20 protein-coding genes and 1 riboswitch are annotated in these 20,149 nt (G+C 72.9%); of the genes, 7 read left to right on the plus strand and 13 right to left on the minus strand.

The genetic code is table 11. The features are described from left to right. Positions 1–1,697, plus strand: a 1,697-nt coding sequence (locus BU198_RS16290) for a helicase C-terminal domain-containing protein (RefSeq protein ID WP_223244469.1), incomplete at its 5' end; no start/stop codon positions are given. 10 nt (positions 1,698–1,707) lie between these two features. Here the strand turns inward: BU198_RS16290 and BU198_RS16295 are convergent. Beyond that, positions 1,708–1,986, minus strand: coding sequence for a hypothetical protein (locus tag BU198_RS16295; RefSeq protein WP_188297569.1), 279 nt, complete (start codon positions 1,984–1,986; stop codon positions 1,708–1,710). A 102-nt stretch (positions 1,987–2,088) separates the two neighbouring features. Between BU198_RS16295 and BU198_RS16300 the strand changes: the two genes are divergently transcribed. Beyond that, entirely contained in the window at positions 2,089–3,726 is a 1,638-nt protein-coding gene (locus BU198_RS16300; RefSeq protein ID WP_188297570.1) for a DNA repair helicase XPB, read from the plus strand. Between the two features lie 9 nt (positions 3,727–3,735). Here the strand turns inward: BU198_RS16300 and BU198_RS16305 are convergent, their stop codons facing one another. Then, complete coding sequence (locus tag BU198_RS16305; protein ID WP_188297571.1) at positions 3,736–3,897, minus strand: hypothetical protein; 162 nt, start codon at positions 3,895–3,897, stop codon at positions 3,736–3,738. Between the two features lie 311 nt (positions 3,898–4,208). Between BU198_RS16305 and BU198_RS16310 the strand changes: the two genes are divergently transcribed. Then, positions 4,209–6,260: a HelD family protein gene (locus BU198_RS16310; protein ID WP_188297572.1), complete on the plus strand. Its 2,052-nt coding sequence runs from the start codon at positions 4,209–4,211 to the stop codon at positions 6,258–6,260. Between the two features lie 85 nt (positions 6,261–6,345). On the opposite strand, the gene BU198_RS16315 is transcribed toward BU198_RS16310, so the two are convergent. The 3 genes from BU198_RS16315 to BU198_RS16325 form a co-directional block, all read right to left on the minus strand. Continuing rightward, on the minus strand, positions 6,346–7,032 hold the full coding sequence (locus BU198_RS16315; RefSeq protein ID WP_188297573.1) for a copper homeostasis protein CutC: 687 nt from the start codon (positions 7,030–7,032) through the stop codon (positions 6,346–6,348). A gap of 88 nt (positions 7,033–7,120) precedes the next feature. Further along, complete coding sequence (locus BU198_RS16320) at positions 7,121–8,077, minus strand: hypothetical protein (RefSeq protein ID WP_188297574.1); 957 nt, start codon at positions 8,075–8,077, stop codon at positions 7,121–7,123. Further along, the gene (locus tag BU198_RS16325) at positions 8,074–8,457 is read right to left on the minus strand and encodes a PadR family transcriptional regulator (RefSeq protein WP_188297575.1); all 384 of its coding nucleotides are present in this window, start codon (positions 8,455–8,457) and stop codon (positions 8,074–8,076) included. The genes BU198_RS16320 and BU198_RS16325 overlap by 4 nt, the downstream gene beginning before the upstream one ends. Before the next feature lie 57 nt (positions 8,458–8,514). Between BU198_RS16325 and BU198_RS16330 the strand changes: the two genes are divergently transcribed. Then, positions 8,515–9,225, plus strand: coding sequence for a hypothetical protein (locus BU198_RS16330; protein ID WP_188297576.1), 711 nt, complete (start codon positions 8,515–8,517; stop codon positions 9,223–9,225). 12 nt (positions 9,226–9,237) lie between these two features. Here BU198_RS16330 and BU198_RS16335 read toward each other — a convergent pair whose 3' ends face one another. The 5 genes from BU198_RS16335 to thrC all read right to left on the minus strand — a co-directional run bounded on the left by BU198_RS16335 (position 9,238) and on the right by thrC (position 13,991). Beyond that, positions 9,238–9,594 carry a hypothetical protein gene (locus tag BU198_RS16335; RefSeq protein ID WP_188297577.1) on the minus strand — a complete coding sequence of 119 codons (357 nt, stop codon included), beginning with the start codon at positions 9,592–9,594 and terminating at the stop codon, positions 9,238–9,240. Positions 9,595–9,707: 113 nt separating this feature from the next. Then, positions 9,708–11,330 (minus strand): chaperonin GroEL, encoded by a 1,623-nt coding sequence (gene groL, locus BU198_RS16340; RefSeq protein ID WP_188297578.1) that lies wholly within the window; start codon positions 11,328–11,330, stop codon positions 9,708–9,710. 323 nt (positions 11,331–11,653) lie between these two features. Beyond that, the gene (locus BU198_RS16345; RefSeq protein ID WP_188297579.1) at positions 11,654–11,860 is read right to left on the minus strand and encodes a cold-shock protein; all 207 of its coding nucleotides are present in this window, start codon (positions 11,858–11,860) and stop codon (positions 11,654–11,656) included. Between the two features lie 536 nt (positions 11,861–12,396). Then, positions 12,397–12,675 (minus strand): MoaD/ThiS family protein, encoded by a 279-nt coding sequence (locus tag BU198_RS16350; protein ID WP_188297580.1) that lies wholly within the window; start codon positions 12,673–12,675, stop codon positions 12,397–12,399. Between the two features lie 35 nt (positions 12,676–12,710). Continuing rightward, positions 12,711–13,991: a threonine synthase gene (gene thrC, locus BU198_RS16355; protein WP_188297581.1), complete on the minus strand. Its 1,281-nt coding sequence runs from the start codon at positions 13,989–13,991 to the stop codon at positions 12,711–12,713. A 17-nt stretch (positions 13,992–14,008) separates the two neighbouring features. Next, positions 14,009–14,144: riboswitch (SAM riboswitch) on the minus strand. A 111-nt stretch (positions 14,145–14,255) separates the two neighbouring features. Between thrC and BU198_RS16360 the strand changes: the two genes are divergently transcribed. Then, entirely contained in the window at positions 14,256–15,293 is a 1,038-nt protein-coding gene (locus BU198_RS16360; protein WP_188297582.1) for a glucosyl-3-phosphoglycerate synthase, read from the plus strand. 38 nt (positions 15,294–15,331) lie between these two features. Continuing rightward, positions 15,332–16,798 (plus strand): trehalose-6-phosphate synthase, encoded by a 1,467-nt coding sequence (locus BU198_RS16365; protein WP_188297583.1) that lies wholly within the window; start codon positions 15,332–15,334, stop codon positions 16,796–16,798. Here the strand turns inward: BU198_RS16365 and otsB are convergent. Next, positions 16,785–17,624 (minus strand): trehalose-phosphatase, encoded by an 840-nt coding sequence (otsB, locus tag BU198_RS16370; protein ID WP_188297584.1) that lies wholly within the window; start codon positions 17,622–17,624, stop codon positions 16,785–16,787. The genes BU198_RS16365 and otsB overlap by 14 nt on opposite strands. 386 nt (positions 17,625–18,010) lie before the next feature. Beyond that, positions 18,011–18,238: a DUF3263 domain-containing protein gene (locus BU198_RS16375; protein ID WP_188297595.1), complete on the minus strand. Its 228-nt coding sequence runs from the start codon at positions 18,236–18,238 to the stop codon at positions 18,011–18,013. A gap of 110 nt (positions 18,239–18,348) precedes the next feature. Here BU198_RS16375 and BU198_RS16380 point away from each other — a divergent pair, with 110 nt between their 5' ends. Then, positions 18,349–18,699 (plus strand): cupin domain-containing protein, encoded by a 351-nt coding sequence (locus tag BU198_RS16380; protein WP_188297585.1) that lies wholly within the window; start codon positions 18,349–18,351, stop codon positions 18,697–18,699. 77 nt (positions 18,700–18,776) lie between these two features. On the opposite strand, the gene BU198_RS16385 is transcribed toward BU198_RS16380, so the two are convergent. Beyond that, entirely contained in the window at positions 18,777–20,057 is a 1,281-nt protein-coding gene (locus tag BU198_RS16385; protein WP_223244470.1) for an extracellular solute-binding protein, read from the minus strand. Positions 20,058–20,149 lie beyond the last annotated feature (92 nt).

Genomic DNA, 20,149 nt, shown 5'->3' on the forward strand with positions numbered 1-20,149 from the left:
CCGTCCGGGGCCTGACGGCCGAGGACGGCACGGTGCTGGTCCAGGTGGTCACCGACACCCCCGCCCTGGCCGGGCTGCTGCGCTCGGTGGCCAAGGAGGACCCCCGGGTCCTCGGTCAGGTGACCGCCGTGGACGGCGCCGCGGCCGGCCAGGCGCACACCGCGGTCAAGACCGTCGAGGACCTGCTCGACCACCTCGGCCTCACCCCGCCGCCCACCCTGCGCGCCGGCGGCCTCGGCGTCCGCGACCTCAAGCGCACCGCCCAGGCCCTGGAGAGCACCGAGCAGCAGACCGCGTTCTGGCTCGAACTCGCCTACACCTCAGGGCTACTGGCCCCCGACGGCGAGGCGGACGAACGCTGGGCCCCGACCCCCGGGTACGACACCTGGCTGCACCTGGACACCGCCGAGCGCTGGTCCGTCCTCGCCACCGCCTGGCTCGCCGCCACCCGCGTCCCCGCCCTCACCGGCACCCCGGACGGCAAGGGCAGGCCGCGCGCCGCCCTCGGCCCCGAACTGGACCGCACCCTGGCCCCGTCCGTCCGCCGCGCCGCCCTCGCCCTGCTCGCCGAACTCCCGCCCGGCACCCCGGCCACCGCCGGGGAACTGCTCCCCGCCCTGCGCTGGCAGCGCCCGCTGCGCGGCGGCCCCACCGGCCAGGACGGCCGCGAGCTGCGCGACGACCTCACCGCCTGGGCCCTCGACGAGGCCGAACTCCTCGGCATCACCGGCCGCGGCGCCCTGGCCTCCCCCGCCCGCGCCCTGCTCACCGCCGAGGCCGACCCGGCCGAGGTGCTCGCCCCGCTGCTCCCGCAGCCGCTGGACCACGTGATCCTCCAGCCGGACCTCACCGCGATCGCCCCCGGCCCGCTGCTCACCCCGCTCGCCCACGCCCTCGCGCTCTGCGCCGACATCGAGTCCAAGGGCGGCGCCACCGTCTACCGCTTCACCCCGGCCTCGGTCCGCCGCGCCCTCGACGCCGGCCGCACCGCCACCGACCTGCGGGCCTTCCTGGAGCAGCACAGCCGCACGCCCGTCCCGCAGCCGCTCGCCTACCTGATCGACGACGTCGCCCGCCGGCACGGCATCCTGCGCGTCGGCGCCGCCTCCTCCTACCTGCGCTGCGACGACCCGTCCCTGCTGGGCGAGGTACTCGCCGACCGCCGCTCCGCCGAACTGCGGCTGCGCCTGCTCGCCCCCACCGTCCTGGCCTCCCAGGCCGCCCCTGACGTCCTGCTCGCCGCCCTGCGCGCCATGGGCTACGCCCCGGTCGCCGAGTCCGCCGAGGGCGACGTGCTGATCACCCGCCCGGACAGCCACCGCACCCCGCCCCGCACGGCGCCCGTCCCGGTCCCCGACGGCCCGCCGACCCCCGACGACGTCCTGCTCGCCGCGGCCGTCAAGGCCGTCCGGGCCGGCGACCGCGCCGCCACCGCCAACCGCCGCGAACCCGCCCCCGACCCGCGCCACCTCCCCCGCACCGCCGCCGCCGAGACCCTGGCCACCCTCCAGACGGCCGTCCTGCTCGGCGAGCGGGTGTGGATCGGCTACCTCAACGCCGAGGGCATCGCCAGCCAGCGGATCATCGACCCGGTCAAGGTCGAAGGCGGCTTCGTCACCGCCTTCGACCACCACGCCGACGAACTCCGCACCTTCGCCCTGCACCGCATCACCGGCGTCGCGGAACTCGACGAGTGACCCGCGGGCCTCAGTGCCCCTGCTGCGCCTCCTTCATCTTCTCCTGCACGGCCTTGTCCGCCAGGCTGCCGATCTGCCCCTGCCCGACCGGCACCGCACCTCCGGTGACGGTGTCCGCGAGCAGGAACCCGGGCGCCGCGATCAGGCCGCCGGGCCCCTCGCCGATGCCCGCGAGGGCGTGGGCCGAACCGGCCGAGCCGGCGGTGGCCGCGAAGGCCGAGCCCATCAGGGCGAGGGCGGTGAGAACACGCTTCGACTTCTTCATGGCCAGCCCAACGAGCGAGCACACACCGTGGTCACTCCGGGACACCCTCCCGCGCACCACCCGCGATGCGCGACACTGGAGGGTCTGCTTCAAACCACCCTGTCAGCCAGTGGAGGGCTTCCCCGCGTGAACGACGGACCGCTCATCGTCCAGAGCGACAAAACTCTTCTCCTGGAGATCGACCACCCCAAGTCCGCCGACTGCCGTCGCGCCATCGCGCCGTTCGCCGAGCTGGAGCGGGCGCCCGAGCACGTGCACACGTACCGGGTGACACCGCTCGGGCTGTGGAACGCGCGAGCGGCCGGGCACGACGCCGAGCAGGTGGTGGACGCCCTGGTGACGTACTCGCGCTACCCGGTGCCGCACGCGCTGCTGGTGGACGTGGCGGACACCATGGGCCGGTACGGGCGGCTCCAGCTGCTCAAGCACCCGACCCACGGGCTGGTGCTCACCACCACCGACCGGCCGGTGCTGGAGGAGGTGCTGCGCTCCAAGAAGATCGTCCCGCTGGTCGGCGCCCGGGTCGACCCCGACACCGTGGTGGTGCACCCCTCCGAGCGCGGGCAGATCAAGCAGGTGCTGCTCAAGCTCGGCTGGCCCGCCGAGGACTTCGCCGGGTACGTGGACGGCGAGGCGCACCCGATCGACCTGGACGAGGACGGGTGGCAGCTGCGCCCGTACCAGGCGCAGGCCGTCGAGGGCTTCTGGCACGGCGGCTCGGGCGTGGTCGTGCTGCCCTGCGGCGCCGGCAAGACGCTGGTCGGCGCGGCCGCGATGGCGCACGCCAAGTCGACCACGCTGATCCTGGTCACCAACACCGTCTCGGCCCGCCAGTGGAAGCACGAGCTGGTCAAGCGCACCTCGCTCACCGAGGACGAGATCGGCGAGTACAGCGGGACGCGGAAGGAGATCCGCCCGGTCACCATCGCCACCTACCAGGTGATGACCACCAAGCGGAAGGGCGTCTACGCCCACCTGGAGCTGTTCGACGCCCGCAACTGGGGCCTGGTGGTCTACGACGAGGTGCACCTGCTGCCCGCGCCGGTGTTCAAGTTCACCGCCGACCTCCAGGCCCGCCGCCGGCTCGGCCTGACCGCCACCCTGGTGCGCGAGGACGGCCGCGAGGGCGACGTGTTCAGCCTGATCGGCCCCAAGCGCTTCGACGCGCCGTGGAAGGAGATCGAGGCGCAGGGCTACATCGCGCCCGCCGACTGCTGCGAGGTGCGGGTCACCCTGACCGACTCCGAGCGGCTCTCCTACGCGACCGCCGAGCCCGAGGAGCGCTACCGCTTCTGCGCCACCACCGCGACCAAGCGACGGGTGGTGGAGGCGCTGGTCAGGAAGCACGAGAAGGACCAGACGCTGATCATCGGCCAGTACATCGACCAGCTGGACGAACTCGGCGAGGTCCTGGACGCCCCGGTGATCAAGGGCGAGACCAGCAACGCCCAGCGCGAGAAGCTCTTCGAGGCCTTCCGGAACAAGGAGATCGGCGTCCTGGTGGTCTCCAAGGTGGCGAACTTCTCCATCGACCTGCCGGAGGCCACCGTGGCCATCCAGGTCTCCGGGACCTTCGGCTCCCGCCAGGAGGAGGCCCAGCGCCTCGGCCGGGTGCTGCGCCCCAAGGCGGACGGCCACTCGGCGCACTTCTACTCGGTGGTCGCCAGGGACACGGTGGACCAGGACTTCGCCGCCCACCGGCAGCGCTTCCTCGCCGAACAGGGCTACGCGTACCGGATCATCGACGCCGACGACGTGCTGTAGGACCGCGGTTCAGTACCGGACACCGTCGCGCCCGAGGAAGATCACGCGCGCGGCGGTGTCCAGGGCGATGCCGACGTTGCGGACGGCGGTGCTCAGCGGGTTGCGGTGGCGTCCGGAGACGGCGGTGGCGCCGGCCGGACCGGATCGTGGGGTGCGGTTCGTGGTGCTCATGTCTTCAACGGTAGGCACCCGACCGGCCGAGGGCATCACTCCAAAGGCCGTACCCGCAGGTGCGCGGCTCGTCCTCCCGGTGTACCGCGGCCCGGGACCGGGGTAGGGGGCAACCCCGAGACCTGCGGGACTGGTACCCCGGGGCGGACGGGTCTAAGATCGTCCGTCTGCCCCCTCCCGAACCGTGGTACCTGCTGAAGTCCCGCAGGCAGCCGGGGGAGGCGCCGACCGTACGGCAACCGGCCGGCACACCCACCGTGAGCTCCTACGATCCGCTGCGCCCGCCACCGGGGCAGCCGGGAAGGTTCGCTGTGCCCGCCACCCCCACCACCGACCCCCTCCAGCGCGAACGCGACCACCTGGCCGCGTCCAGGGCCGCGCTGCGCGCCATGCGAGCGGACGTCGAGTCGCTCGACATCCGCGACGTGACCGGCACCTGGGTCACCGCCATGGTGCTCCAGAACCAGATCACGGCCAGGATCGCCGCACTGGCCGACCTCTCGCACACCCCGCTGTTCTTCGGCCGCCTCGACTACCTGCACGCGATCAGCGAGGAACTCAGTGAAGGGGGAGGCGGCGAGAGCTTCTACATCGGGCGCCGGCACGTCCACGACGCCGACGGCGACCCGATGGTGATCGACTGGCGCGCGCCGGTCTCCCAGCCGTTCTACCGGGCCAGCCGCACCGAGCCGCTGGATGTCGAGCGCCGCCGCCGCTTCGGCTACACCGGCGGCGAACTCACCGCCTACGAGGACGAGCACCTCAGCGACCCGGCCGAGAGCGAGACCTCCTCCGCCCTGCTGGCCGCCGAGATCGAGAAGCCCCGTGTCGGCCCGATGCGCGACATCGTCGCCACCATCCAGCCCGAGCAGGACGAGATCGTCCGCTCCGACGTCACGGGCACCATCTGCGTCCAGGGGGCGCCCGGCACCGGGAAGACCGCCGTCGGCCTGCACCGGGTCGCCTACCTGCTGTACGCGCACCGCGAGCGCCTCGCCAGGACCGGCACCCTGGTGATCGGGCCGAACAACGCCTTCCTCTCCTACATCGAGCAGGTGCTCCCGGCCCTCGGCGAGCTGGAGGTCGCCCAGGCCACCGTGCAGCAGCTGGTCGGGCACGTCGAGGTGCGGGGCGAGGACGTCCCCGAGGCGGCCCGGCTGAAGGGCGACGCCCGGATGGCCGAGGTGCTGCGCCGGGCGGTGCGCTCGGGCATCACGCTGCCCGCCGAGCCCTGCGTGGTGGTCCGCGGCTCCCGCCGCTGGCGCGTTCCGGCGTACGAACTGGTCGAGATCATCGAGGAGTTGAAGGGCCGCGAGGTCCGTTACGGCGCCGCCAGGGACGCCCTGCCGCAGCGCATCGCGCACACCGTGCTGCTGAAGATGGAGCAGGGCGGCGAGGCCCCGGACGACCGGGTGCAGGACGCGGTGGCCCGCAACCCCGCGGTCAAGGCGGTGGTCAAGGAGTGCTGGCCGGCCGTCGACCCGGCGAAGCTGGTCCTGCGACTGCTCTCCGATCCGGGGTTCCTGGCCGAGTGCGCCGAGGGCGTCCTCACTCCCGAGGAGCAGCGGGCGGTGCTCTGGCCCAAGCCGGGCCGCTCGGTGAAGACCGCGCGCTGGACGGCGGCCGACGCCGTCCTGGTGGACGAGGCGACCGACCTGGTGCAGCGCACCTCCTCGCTCGGCCACGTGGTGCTGGACGAGGCCCAGGACCTCTCCCCGATGCAGTACCGGGCGGTCGGCCGCCGCTGCACCACCGGCTCGGCGACCGTTCTCGGCGACCTCGCCCAGGGCACCACCCCGTGGGCGACCGCGAGCTGGCCGGAGGCGCTGCGCCACCTGGGCAAGCCGGAGGCGCACATCGAGGAGCTGACCAAGGGCTTCCGGGTGCCGGAGGAGGTCATCGCGTACGCCTCCCGGCTGCTCCCGGCGATCGCGCCCGGCCTGGCCCCGGCCTCCTCGGTCCGTGATGCGCCGGGATCGCTGACGATCCGCCGGGTCGCGGACGGGGAGAGCACCGGGGCGGTCCTGGCGGCCTGCCGGGAGGCGCTGGAGCACGAGGGCTCGACCGGCCTGATCGCCGCCGACGCCCGTGTCCCGCGGCTCGCCGAGGCGCTGACCGCGGCCGGTCTGCCGTACCTCTCCCCCGGCGACGAGACCAGCGCGGAGGCCAGGCTCACCCTCGTGCCTGCCTCGCTGGCCAAGGGCCTGGAGTACGACTACGTGGTGCTGGACGAGCCGGCCGCGGTGATCGCCGGGGAGCCGGACGAGCGGACCGGTCTGCGGCGGCTGTACGTGGCGCTGACCCGGGCCGTGTCCGGGCTGACGGTGCTGCACGGCGAGCCGCTGCCCGAGCAGCTGCGGTAGTGCGCGAAAGGGCCGGTCCACGGGGACCGGCCCTTTCGGACGGCGTCGGCAGCGGGCGCCCGCAGCAGGCACCCGGAACGGACGCTCAGGCGTCGATCATCGCCCGCCAGTCGGCGACCTTGGCCGGGTCCACCGGTGTCCGCCAGCCGTCGACCCGCACCGCGCCGCCGACGTGGAAGGCGTCGAACCCCTCCGCCCGCAGCTCCTTCAGGTGCTCGGCCCGCAGGCCGCCGCCGATCAGGATCCGCTGCCGGTACCCGGGCTCGCCGGCCCTGGCCAGCTCGGCCGACAGCACCTCGCGCCCGGCGTCCACCCCGGCGACCGCGCCGGAGGTGAGGAAGGTGTCCAGACCGGGCAGCCCGCCGACGGCGGCCCGCAGCGCGGCCCGGTCGGTGCTGTGGTCGATCGCCCGGTGGAAGGTCCAGCGGCAGCCGGCGATCGTCTCGGCGACGGCCGTGGTGGCGGCCAGGTCGACGGCGCCCCCGGCGCCGAGGAAGCCGAGGACGAACTCCTCGGCCCCCTCGGCCCGCAGCGCGGTGGCCCGGGCGCACAGCTCGTCCACGTCGCCGGGGGCGAAGCCGTCCCGGATCCGCAGCATGACCCGCAGCGGGATGCCGACGGCGGCCCGGATCCGGCCGAAGTCCTCGACGGACGGGGTGAGCCCGTCGGCGGCCATGTCGGTGACCAGTTCGAGCCGGTCGGCGCCGCCCGACTCGGCGGCCTGGGCGTCCTGGGGCGTCAGCGCGATGACTTCGAAAATTGGTCTAGACATATTCGACAGCCTGCCACATCCGCCTTTCCCCGGAAACTCCGAGGAGGCCATTCCGGTCATACCGGAGCGGCCTCCTCGCGGGCACCGGTCACGCCGCCGCGTGGACCTCCGGGACCGTCTCCCGCCGCCCGAACCGGTGCACCGCCACCGCCACCAGCACCAGCGCGGCGACCGTCGGCGCCGCCATCGGCAGCAGGTGGGAGAGCCCGCCCGAGCCGCGCCAGATGTTGAACAGGCAGCCGGGCCCGGCCAGCACCAGTGCCGCCACCCCGACGGCCATCGGCGCGAACCGTCCGCGCAGCCCGGCGAAGGTCAGCAGCAGCGGAGCGATCAGCATCAGCACGAACCACTGGCGGTCCAGCGGGAAGGTGGTGTCGTCCCAGCTCTGGGCGGCCGCCAGCAGCCCGCCCACCGCGATCGAGGCCAGCACCAGGCCGGCCGTGCGCCAGGTCGGCCGCGGCAGCAGGTCGGTCGGCGCCGCGACCAGCAGCACGGCCGCCACCACGAACGGCAGCGAGGCCATCCCGATGTAGCCGCTCCACCACACGTCGAAGGAGGAGTTCCACGCGGCGTACGCCAGGTCGTACATCCCCATGGCGCCCAGGACCAGCGCACTCACCCGCACCGCCGTCCACCGCCCCAGCAGGGCCGCCACCGCGAGCAGCGCGGCGGCCACCGGCGGACAGAACGACGAGAAGTAGACGCCGTACGAGTCGTCCCAGGAGAGGTGGACGGCGATCCGGTCCGCGGTGGTCAGCCAGGCCACCAGCATGGCGCCGGCCGCGGCGCCGGCGAGCATCGGCGCGACCAGCGCCAGCAGCCGCCCGGCCGCCGAGGCGCCGGTCAGCCCGAGCCGCACCCGCAACCCGTACGCCGCCAGGCCGAGGGCCTCCCGGGCGACGGCCGGCCGGCCGCCCGCCGCCGTCGTGTCGGCGAACACCTCGGCCAGCTCCTCGCCGCGCTCGTGGCGGTAGCGCGCCGGGTAGAGCTGGAGCGCGGCCCGCAGCACCGCCGAGGGCCCCGCGCCGATCACCGGTGTGGTCATGAGAGGCCTCCCCCCGTCGCGGGCCGCCCCTGCGACCCGGTCTTGCCCGGCAGCATCGACCGGATCCTGGTCAGCCGGCGCTCGGCCTCGGTGGCGACCGCCCGCAGGCGCCCGGCCTCGGCGGCCAGCGCGTCCCGGCCGGCGTCGGTCAGCGCGTAGCTGCGCCGGGCGCGGCCGTCCACGACCTCCTCGGCGGCCACCTCGATCAGGCCCTGGCCCAGCAGCCGGTCGAGCGCCCCGTAGAGCGTGCCGGTGCGCATCTTGACCCGGCCGTCGGAGATCGCGGCGATCTCCTGGATGAGCGCGTAGCCGTGCCGCGGGGCGTCGGCCAGCGCGGTGAGCAGCAGCAGCGTGGGCTCCTGCATGGAGCGTTCTGTCATACGACTACATATATCGTCAACCTACCTATAGGTCCAGTGCGGGGCCGGGCCGCCACAATGGTCGCCATGCCGATCACCGAGCCCGACCCCGCCACCGCGGCGCCCGACCCGTCCGGTGCCGAGGCCGGCCTGCTCGCCGCCTGGACCGCCCTGCTGCACCGCTGCGGGGCCGGCGTCGACCCCGGGCCCTACGGCCGGGAGCTGCTGCGCCGCTGGTCGGAACCGCAGCGCCGCTACCACCGCGTCGCACACCTGCACGCGGTGCTGCGGCACGTCGACGAGCTGGCCGGGCACGCCGCCGACCCGGACGCGGTCCGCCTGGCGGCCTGGTTCCACGACGCCGTCTACCGCCCCGACCGCACCGAGAACGAGGAGCGCAGCGCCGCCCTGGCCGTCCGCGCGCTGACCGCCGCCGGACTGCCCGCCGAGCGGATCGCCGAGGTCGAACGCCTCGTCCTGCTCACCGTCGGCCACGACCCCGCCCCCGGCGACCGCGACGGCGAGGTGCTCTGCGACGCGGACCTCGCCGTCCTCGGCGGCACCCCCGAGGCGTACGCGGCGTACGCGGCCGCCGTCCGCGCGGAGTACGGCTTCGTCCCCGCGCCGGACTTCACGGCCGGCCGGGCCGCCGTCCTGCGCCGGCTGCTGGCCCTGCCCGCGCTCTACCGCTCCCCCGCCGCCCGCGAGCGCTTCACGGCGGCCGCGCGCGCCAACCTGACGGCCGAACTCCGGGAGCTGACCGGCCAGGACCCGTCCGACACCCCCTAGACCGCCCGGGCTCTACGGCAGCTTGCCCACCGGCGCCACCACCGCGCCCCGCTTGCCGCACACCCAGTGCGGCTCCGGCCCCAGCTCGGGCTCCACGCCCAGCGCGTGCGGGTCCCCCTCGGCCGCGCAGTCGGCGCACAGCGGCCAGCGCCCGTACTCCTCCAGCAGCGCGTCCTGGACGTCCTGGGCGACCAGCCCGAGCACGTACTCGGTGCCGTCCGGCCACTGGTCCAGCCACCAGCGGCGGTGCGTCACGGCCTGTTCCACCAGCGAGACGACGGCGGCGTCCGCCACGTCCCGCGCGGTGAGGTCGGCCAGGATCAGTGCCCGGGCGTTGTGCAGGGCGGTCTCGATGTCGTCGGCAGCCATCCGTCCATCCTCTCCCCAACTCCCCCGAACGCCGAAACGCCGCGTGGGCGGCCCCCCGAAGGGGACCGCCCACGCGGACGAGGAACCAGCCGATCCGATCGGAGAGATCAGGATCAGAAGTCCATGTCACCGCCCGGCATGCCGCCGCCGGCGGCCGCGGCGGCCTTCTCCGGCTTGTCGGCGATGACGGCCTCGGTGGTGAGGAACAGCGCCGCGATGGAGGCGGCGTTCTGCAGCGCGGAGCGGGTGACCTTGGCCGGGTCGATGATGCCCGCGGCGACCAGGTCGACGTACTCGTTGGTGGCGGCGTTCAGACCGTGACCGGCGGGGAGGTTGCGCACCTTCTCCACCACGACGCCACCCTCCAGGCCGGCGTTGGTCGCGATCTGCTTGATCGGGGCCTCCAGCGCGACCTTGACGATGTTGGCACCGGTGGCCTCGTCGCCGTCCAGCTCCAGCTTGTCGAAGGCGACGGCGGCCTGCAGCAGCGCGACGCCACCACCGGCGACGATGCCCTCCTCGACGGCGGCCTTGGCGTTGCGGACGGCGTCCTCGATGCGGTGCTTGCGCTCCTTGAGCTCCACCTCGGTGGCCGCGCCGGCCTTGATGACGGCCACGCCGCCGGCCAGCTTGGCGAGGCGCTCCTGGAGCTTCTCGCGGTCGTAGTCCGAGTCGCTGTTCTCGATCTCGGCACGGATCTGGTTCACGCGACCCTGGACCTGGTCGGCGTCACCGGCACCATCGATGATGGTGGTCTCGTCCTTGGTGATGACCACCTTGCGGGCGCGGCCCAGCAGGTCGATGCCGGCGTTCTCCAGCTTGAGGCCGACCTCCTCGGAGATCACGGTGCCACCGGTGAGGATGGCGATGTCGCCGAGCATGGCCTTGCGGCGGTCGCCGAAGCCCGGGGCCTTGACGGCGACGGACTTGAAGGTGCCGCGGATCTTGTTCACGACCAGGGTCGACAGGGCCTCGCCCTCGACGTCCTCGGCGATGATGACCAGCGACTTGCCGCCCTGCATGACCTTCTCCAGCAGCGGCAGCAGGTCCTTGACCGAGCTGATCTTGGAGTTGGCGATGAGGATGTAGGCGTCCTCGAAGCTCGTCTCCATGCGCTCCAGGTCGGTGGCGAAGTAGGCCGAGATGTAGCCCTTGTCGAAGCGCATGCCCTCGGTGAGCTCGAGCTCCAGACCGAAGGTGTTGCTCTCCTCGACGGTGATGACGCCTTCCTTGCCGACCTTGTCCATGGCCTCGGCGATCAGCTCGCCGATCTGGGTGTCAGCGGCGGAGATGGAGGCGGTGGAGGCGATCTGCTCCTTGGTCTCCACGTCCTTGGCCTGGGCCAGCAGCTGGTCCGAGACGGCGATGACGGCCTTCTCGATGCCGCGCTTCAGGGCCATCGGGTTGGCGCCGGCGGCGACGTTGCGCAGACCCTCGCGAACCAGGGCCTGGGCGAGCACGGTGGCGGTGGTGGTGCCGTCACCCGCGACGTCGTCCGTCTTCTTGGCGACCTCCTTGACGAGCTCCGCACCGATCTTCTCGTACGGGTCCTCGAGCTCGATCTCCTTGGCGATGGAGACACCGTCGTTGGTGATCGTGGGGGCGCCCCACTTCTTCTCCAGCACGACGTTGCGGCCCTTGGGGCCGAGCGTGACCTTCACGGCGTCGGCGAGCTGGTTCATGCCACGCTCAAGGCCGCGGCGAGCTTCCTCATCAAAGGCGATGATCTTGGCCATCTGAAGTGGTCCTCCGGGACACGGTCGACTGCTCGGACCAAGGGGTGCCCGCGACGGACGGCCCTGGTGTGCGGGGGTCCATTCCCCTACCGCTCCCGGGGGCCTCACCGACCCGGTCCGCTGTCACTCTCACGCTGTGAGTGCTAACGCCAATGATTAGCACTCAGGGTGGTCGAGTGCAAGCCCCGGCGATGATCCGCGAGCCGCCGCCGGGACCGTCCGGGAACGCCGACGGGCCCGTACGACACGCGTCGCACGGGCCCGTCGAGAAGCGAGTGGTCACCAGCCGTAGGGCCGCGCCGAGCTCCTGGGGTCGGAAGGGGTCATTCCGCCGCGGCGCGAACCATGTCCGCCTGCGGGCCCTTCTGTCCCTGGGAGATCTCGAACTCGACCCGCTGGCCCTCCTCGAGGGTGCGGTAGCCGTCCATCTGGATCGCGCTGTAGTGGACGAAGACGTCCGCACCACCGTCGACCGCGATGAAGCCGTAGCCCTTCTCCGCGTTGAACCACTTGACGGTGCCCTGAGCCATTCCGAACTCCCCTAGTGCTGTGCTGGCCCTTCACGCGCCCGCAGGTAGCGGGCCCGGGTTGGTTTGAAGGCCGGCCCGGGGAACCCCCCCTGGGCACAGCCGTGCACGCCACAACCCTCCGCGCGGGACACCGAACGGCCTCCGGTGAGCGGGTGATTGCGTCGACCGCCGCTGAATGTATCCGGATCGACGCCCTCTGCAACAGGGCCAGCCACCGGTAATTCCACCAAGGCGCCAGGGGACAGGACGGGCTGAATCGGAATAATCTCCACATTCCACGCCGGACATAGCGGACGAATTACTCAAATGCCTGCGGGAATTCTGACATCCGCCTGACATGTTTTACGGTCCGTGCCCAGCAGCCGGACTCCCCGGGCCGAGCACTGCGGGGGCCGAAAGGGAAACCCTGTTCCCAGCCGAGCCACACTCTACTCCGACTCGACCCGGAAATATTCCCGCGGGAATGCAAGCGGTCGCCCGCGCGTACGGAGAACGGAATTCCGTACGCGCGGGCGACCGCGGGTGCTCGCGCCGGCTCAGCAGCCGCCGGCCACCGCCGGGATGATCGAGACGCCCGCGCCGTCCTTGATCTCGGTCGCCAGGCCCTCGGCGAAACGCACGTCGTCGTCGTTCACGTAGACGTTCACGAAGCGGCGGAGCTTGCCGGTGTCGTCCAGGATGCGGGCCGAGATGCCCGCGTGGTTCTTCTCCAGGTCGGCGATGACCTCGGCCAGGGTGGCACCCTCGGCGGTCACCTCGGCGGCGCCACCGGTGTAGGTGCGCAGGATGGTGGGGATGCGGACGTTGGCGCTCATGACTCTCCTTGCGGGGGTGGGGCCTGACGGGTGGTTCAGAGGGACGCGAGGCCGGCGGCGCGGAAGGAGTCCAGCGTCGGGCGGATGACGGCGGTCATCCCGGAGTCGGAGACGGCGTCCAGGGTCTTCAGGCCGTCACCGGTGTTGATCGCGACGGTCTCCTTGGCCGGGTCCAGCTGCCCGGTCTCGACCAGCTTCTTCAGCACGCCGACGGTCACCCCGCCCGCGGTCTCGGCGAAGATGCCCTCGGTCCGCGCCAGCAGCCGGATCGCCGCCACGACCTCCGCGTCCGTGACGTCCTCCACCGCTCCACCGGTGCGGCGGGCGATGTCCAGCACGTACGGACCGTCGGCCGGGTTGCCGATCGCCAGCGACTTGGCGATGGTGTCCGGCTTCACCGGCTTGATCACGTCCCGGCCGGCCTTGAACGCGGCCGACACCGGCGAGCAGCCCTCGGCCTGGGCGCCGAAGATCCGGTACGGCCGGTCCTCGACCAGGCCGAGCCTGATCAGCTCCTGGAGGCCCTTGTCGATCTTCGTCAGCTGCGAGCCCGAGGCGATCGGGATCACGATCTGCTCCGGCAGCCGCCAGCCGAGCTGCTCGCAGATCTCGTACGCCAGCGTCTTGGAACCCTCGCCGTAGTACGGCCGCAGGTTCACGTTGACGAAGCCCCAGCCCTCGCCGGCCGAGTCACCGATCAGCTCCGAGCAGAAGCGGTTCACGTCGTCGTAGTTGCCCTCGATGCCGACCAGCTCGCCGCCGTACACCCCGGCCATGACGACCTTGCCCTGCTCCAGGTCGTGCGGGATGAACACGCAGGACTTGAAACCGGCCCTGGCCGCCGCCGCGCCCACCGCACCGGCCAGGTTGCCGGTGGAGGAGCAGGACAGCGTGGTGTACCCGAACGCCCTGGCCGCCTCGATGGCGCAGGCCACCACGCGGTCCTTGAACGAGTGGGTCGGGTTCCCGGAGTCGTCCTTGATGTGCAGCTGGGCGGTGAAACCGAGCTCGCGGCCCAGGTTGTCCGCCTTCACCAGCGGGGTCCACCCCGGGTTCAGGTTCGGCTTGGAGGCGACGTCGGCCGGGACCGGCAGCAGCGGCGCGTAGCGCCAGATCGACGCCGGGCCGGCCTCGATCCGCTTGCGCAGCTCCTCGGCGGCCTCACCGCCGAACTCGTAGGCGATCTCCAGCGGCCCGAAGCACTCCAGGCAGGCGAAGCTGGGGCCGAGCGGGAAGCGGGTGCCGCACTCCCGACAGGACAGGGCGGCGGCGGGGCCGAGGTCGACGGAAGCGGGTGCGGCGATGTCGATAGCCATGGTGGCGGAGGCCTCTCTCCTCATCTTCCCCGTGGCGCGGTCGCGGCACGGGACGGAATTGGCACCTGTCCCGCCGGGGGCCGTCGAGGACGGCCGGGCGAGAAGGTTGCCGGGACGTCAACGGGCCGTTCCCTCAGTCCCTCTGGATGAGCTTGTGAAATTGTGGTGGTGCTCGGCGGCGACCCCGGCGTGCAAAGGTCCGACCGCTGTACGAAGACTGTATCCGAAGGCGTCAACTCCGAACGGGACCGTCCGCCAAGCGAGATGACCCGTCCCACCCGACTCGCCGAGGAGACCTCCGTGCCCGCCGAACCGACCTCCGAGCTCCTCCCACAGGCGGCGTCCTGGCTGCACCGCCGCTCCTGGAGCGCGGCCGACCGGCCGGTCCACACCCTCCTCGCGGCCAAGGAGCGCACCGGCCGCACCGTCAGCGTCGTCCTCCCCGCCCTGGACGAGGAGGCCACCGTCGGCGACATCGTCCGCACCATCCGCCGCGAGCTGATGGAACGCCTCCCGCTGGTCGACGAGCTCGTCGTCGTGGACTCCGGCTCCACCGACGCCACCGCCGCCGTCGCCGCCGAGGCCGGCGCCCGGGTGGAACACCGCGACCGGATCCTCCCCCGCCTGCCCGCCGTCCCCGGCAAGGGCGAGGTCCTCTGGCGCTCCCTGCTGGTCACCCGCGGCGACATCGTCTGCTTCGTCGACGCCGACCTGCGCGAGTTCGACCCGGCGCTCGTCTCCGGCATCGTGGGGCCGCTGCTGACCGACGAGTCCATCCAGCTGGTCAAGGCCATGTACGACCGCCCCCTGGAGTCGGAGGGCGCCGTCCTGCCCGCCGGCGGCGGCCGGGTCACCGAACTCGTCGCCCGCCCCCTGCTCAACCTCCACTGGCCTGAGCTGGCCGGCTTCGTCCAGCCGCTCGGCGGCGAGTACGCGGCCCGCCGCCCGCTGCTCGAACGGCTGCCCTTCCCCACCGGCTACGGCGTCGAACTCGGCCTCCTGGTCGACGCCCTGGAACTGGCCGGCCTGGACGCCCTGGCCCAGGTGGACGTCGGTGTCCGGCACCACCGCCACCAGGACGGCCAGGCCCTCGGCCGGATGGCCGCCACCATCTACCGGACCGCCCTCGAACGCCTCGACCGCGCCCACCGCCTCAAGGCCTCCGCCGACCTCGTCCGCCCCCACCTCACCCAGTTCACCCGCGACCCGGAAACCCGCGCCTTCACGGCGCACAGCCACCCGGTGACCGCCCTGGAGCGGCCCCCGATGCACACCGTCCCCGAGTACGCCACTCGGCACTGACACGTTTGCCACCCCACACCCCCGGCAACATCCCAACCATGGGCGATCTCACGACCAACCGTTCGAGTGCGACCGGCACCGCCCCCGTCCTGGTGGCCTCCAACCGGGGACCGGTGTCCTTCAGCACCTCCGACGACGGCACGCTGACCCTGCGACGCGGCGGCGGCGGCCTCGTCTCCGGCCTCTCCGCCATCGAGGACCCGAACGCCGTCTGGGTCTGCGCCGCCCTCAACGACTCCGACCGCAGAGCCGCCGCCGAGGCCCCCCACGGCCGCCTCGACCTGGCCGGCCACGAGGTCGGCGGCCAGGCCGTACGCATGCTGGACATCGACCCCGGCACCTTCGCCCGCGCCTACAACGGCGTCGCCAACTCCACCCTCTGGTTCGTCCACCACCTGCTCTACGCGACCCCCACCGCGCCCGCCTTCGACGCCGGGTTCCGCACCGAGTGGGCCGCCTACCTGGCCTACAACGAGGCCTTCGCCGAAGCCCTGGCCGCCGAAGCCGCCCCGGGCGCCGCCGTCCTCGTCCAGGACTACCACCTCTCGCTGGTCCCGGCCCTGCTCCGCGAGGCCCGCCCCGACCTGCGGACCGGCCACTTCTCGCACACCCCCTGGGCGCCGCCCGAGTACTACCGGATGCTGCCCGACGACGTCGGCAGGGCCGTCCTGACCGGCATCCTGGGCGCCGACCGGGCCGGCTTCCTGACCCACCGCTGGGCCCGCGCCTTCGCCGCCTGCTGCGAGGACCTCCTCGGGGCGACCGTCGACCACGACGCACTCACCGTCACCTTCGAAGGCCGCACCACAGGCCTCGGCGTCCACGCCCTCGGGGCCGACGCCGACTTCCTGCGCGAACGCGCCCACCGCCCCGACGTCGACGAGCGCCTCGCCGCGCTCCGCGAGGCCGTCGGCGACCGCCGCACCATCGTCCGGGTCGACCGCACCGAACTGAGCAAGAACATCGTCCGCGGCCTCCAGGCGTACCGGCACCTGCTCCGCACCCGCCCCGAGTGGCACGACCGGGTGGTGCACATCGCCTTCGCCTACCCGTCCCGCACCGACCTCGCCGAGTACCGGAACTACACCGCCGCCGTCCAGGACCTCGCGGCCGCCATCGACGAGGAGTTCGCCACCCCCACCTGGCGGCCGCTGATCCTGCACGTCGACGACGACTTCCCGCGCTCCCTCGCCGCCTACCGGCTGGCCGACGTCGCCCTGGTCAACCCCATCCGCGACGGCATGAACCTGGTCGCCAAGGAGGTGCCCGTGGTCTCCGACCACGGCTGCGCCCTCGTCCTCTCCCGCGAGGCCGGCGCCCACGCCGAACTCAAGGACGACGCCCTCACCGTCAACCCCTACGACGTGATCGCCACCGCGGAGGCCCTCCACACCGGCCTCACCATGAGCCCGGAGGAGCGCGCCGGCCGCACCAAGCGCCTCGCAGAGGCGGCCACCGCGCTGCCCCCGCAGCAGTGGTTCCTGGACCAGCTCAACGCCCTGTGAGCGCCTCCCCCAGGGCCTCCAACAGCTCCACCACGCCCTCCGGCCCGGCGACCACCAGGTCCGCCCGGTCGGCCAGCTCCCGCACCGGCGCGTCCCCCACCGCGCCGGCGCACACCAGCACCCCGGCCACCCCTTCGCCGCGCAGCTTCTCCACCGCGGCGAAGGCCGCCACGTCCCCCAGGTCGTCCCCGGCGTAGAGCACCGAACGGGCCCCCCGCTCCCGCAGGAACCCGGTCAGCGCCGCCCCCTTGTCCACCCCCGGCGGCCGCAGCTCCAGCACCAGCCGACCGGGCTCCACCACCAGCCCGTACCCGGCCGCCAGCTCCCCCACCGGCGCCCGCAGCAGCTCCAGCGCCTCCTCCGGCGCCGCCGCCCGCCGGGTGTGCACCGCCACCGACCGCCCCTTGTCCTCCACCCACGTCCCCTCGGGCGCCCCCACCCGCTCCAGCACCCCCGGCAACGCCGCCCGCACCCCGGCGACCCCCGGGTGCACCTCCGGCGCCGACAGCTCCCCGTCCTCCCACCGCTCGGCCCCGTAGTGCCCCAGCACCACCACCCCCGGCAGCCCCGCGAACCCCCCGTACTCCACCGCCAACCCGGCCGGCCGCCCCGTCACCACCACCACGGCCCCCACCACCGAGGTCAACCGCCGCAACGCCCCCACCACCCCCGGATGGGCCCGCGCCTGCCCGGGATCCGCCACGATCGGCGCCAGCGTCCCGTCGAAGTCCAACCCGACCACGGCCTCCCCGGGCGCCGCCAGGACGGCCCGCACCCCGTCCCGCCCAGCCCCGGTCCCCGGCACGAACATCTCTTCAAAACCCATACCGAAGCCCCTACCCCGGACCACCCCCCTCCGCACCCGCCCACCCGCCCCCAACCCCCAAGCCCGCCGCCCTTCCCCACCCGCCCCTCCCCCTGCCCTCACCCACCAAGGCGAGCCCCCACCCGCACCCACCCACCAAGGCGAGCCCCCACCCCCCATCCACCTGTCCCCACCCACCCGCCCTTCCCCCTCCCGGCGAGAGGGATGTGCTGCGGGCGGGGGCGGCGCAGGGGGTGGCCCGGAGAGGGGCGTGACGGGTGATTTTCAGACTGCCTCCGCTGTCCAGCGTCGCACCCACGAGAACGGCAGTCCGAAAATCACCCAGCCCCCGGAGCGGCCACCCCCGGAGCCGCCCCCGCCACCCCCACCCTCCCGAAAGCCCCCCGTCAACGAGCCCCCCGCCGAGCCTCCCGCACCCGCCGCAGCCGATTCACCAGCACCGGCGCATGCGCCAAGGCCTCCTCCCGGTCCAGCAGAGCGTTCAGCACCTGGTAGTACCGCGTCGAGGAGAGCCCCAGCTCCTCCCGGATCGCCCGCTCCTTGGCCCCCGCCGTCCGCCACTGCCGCCCCTCCAGCGCCAGCACCGCCCGCTCCCGCTCACTCAGCTCGGCCAGCTCACCCACCGGAAACCCTCCGCCCACCGCTACGGAGTGTCATTCTCCCGCGCGACCCCGACACACACTGCTCGCCCCGCCGCCCAGGACCCCCCGCTAACGTCGCCCCCATGACCACGCCCGCCTTCGCCCTGCACATCCCCACCGCCGACCTCGACCCCGACCCGCTCGACCCGTCCCAGATCGTCTCCGGCGCCCCCGAGGTCACCGGCCGGGTGCTGTCCGAGTCCGCCGACGGCCGCCACCTGCGCGGCATCTGGCAGATCACCCCCGGCGTGGTCACCGACGTCGAGGCCGACGAGATGTTCGTGGTGCTCAGCGGCCGGGCCACCGTCGAGGTGGAGGGCGGCCCGACCCTGGAGGTCGGCCCCGGCGACTGCGCGGTCCTGCGCGAGGGCGACCGCACCACCTGGACGGTCCACGAGACCCTCCGCAAGGCCTACGCCATCACGCTCCCCTGAACCCCGCCCGACACCGCACCGCCCGAAAACACGCCGCCGGGGCCGGGAGAACCCCGGCCCCGGCGGCATCCCCGGCCCTACTTCCGGACCTTCGCCGCTTCCTTCGCCGCCGACTCCTGGAGCCCGCCGAGCACCTGCTTCGGGTCCCCCGTCACCGCCTGCCCGATCCCCGCCTTGATCCGGTTGCTGACCTCGCCCCAGGCCGGGTCCCCGAACGGGTAGAAGCTCGCGTTGCTCAGACCGACCGCGAACTGCTTGAGGTCCTCGTGCTTCGGATCCGACGACATCTGGGTGAACGCGTCCTGCGTGACCGGCAGCAGGTTGTACTGCTCGTCGAACTTCAGCTGGTTGTCCTTGCCGTAGACGAACGACAGGAACTTCTTGATCTCGTTCTTGTGCCCGTTCGCCTTGAACGCCGTCATCCAGTCCGCGACCCCGAGGCTGCCGGTCCGCCCCACCCCGTCCTTCTTCGGGATCGGCGCCGTCCCGAAGTCGATCTTCCCGGCGGTCGCCATCCGCAGCAGTGTCGGATGCCCGTTCAGCATCGCGACCTTCCCGGCGGCGAAGTCCTGGAACACCGGGGTGCGGTTCATCGCGCCCGGGTCCGGGTACGTCAGCCCGGTGCCCACCAGGTTGCTCTTCAGCCAGCTGAACGTCGCCTGGTTCTGGGCGCTGTCGATGGTGTAGTTGCCCACGTCGTCGGAGATGCTGCCGCCGCCGCTCAGCGTCCACAGCATCGACTCGGCGGGCGCCTCCTCCGGCCCCAGCGGCAGCCCGTACGGGGTCACCCCCGGCACCTTGGCCTTGATCTTCTCCGCGTCCTGCCGCAGCTCGTTCCAGGTGGCCGGCGGCTGGGTGATCCCGGCCTGCCGGAACACCGCCTTGTTGTAGAAGAGCACTCGCGACGAGGAGACGAACGGAATCCCGTACTGCGTCCCGAGCACCTGCCCGGCGTGGGCGAAGGTCTCCAGGAACTTCGCCTGGGTCTCCACCGAGAGCACCTCGGAGGCCGGGTACAGCCGGTCCGCCGCGACCTGGTCCGCGAAGCCGCCGGTCTGGAGCAGGTCCGGCGACTTGCCGGCCGCGATCATGTCCTCGACCTTCTTGCCGATCTCGGTCCAGCTGTCCACCTCGACGCTGACCTTGATCCTGGGGTTGGCCGCCTCGAACTCCCTGGCGAGCGCGTCCCAGTAGTGCTGGGAGCTGGTCTCGGGGCTCTCGCCGTAGTCGGCCGCGACGAGTCTGAGGGTGACCGTCCCGTCGTCCTGCCCTCCGCACGCGCTGACCGCGGTGAGCACCAGTGCTCCGGCCAGCGCACCGCCGAGCACACGGGTGGGAACGTGGACGCGTCGGTTCAACGCGGGTACCGCCTTCGGGGGGATGAACGGCCGGAACGGGGGAAATCCGGCGGGGGGACGCGCAACACTGCCAAACCCGCCGACCACCGGTC

Source organism: Streptomyces sp. CBMA156 (genome assembly GCF_014596515.1).
In the GTDB taxonomy this organism is placed as follows: domain Bacteria; phylum Actinomycetota; class Actinomycetes; order Streptomycetales; family Streptomycetaceae; genus Kitasatospora.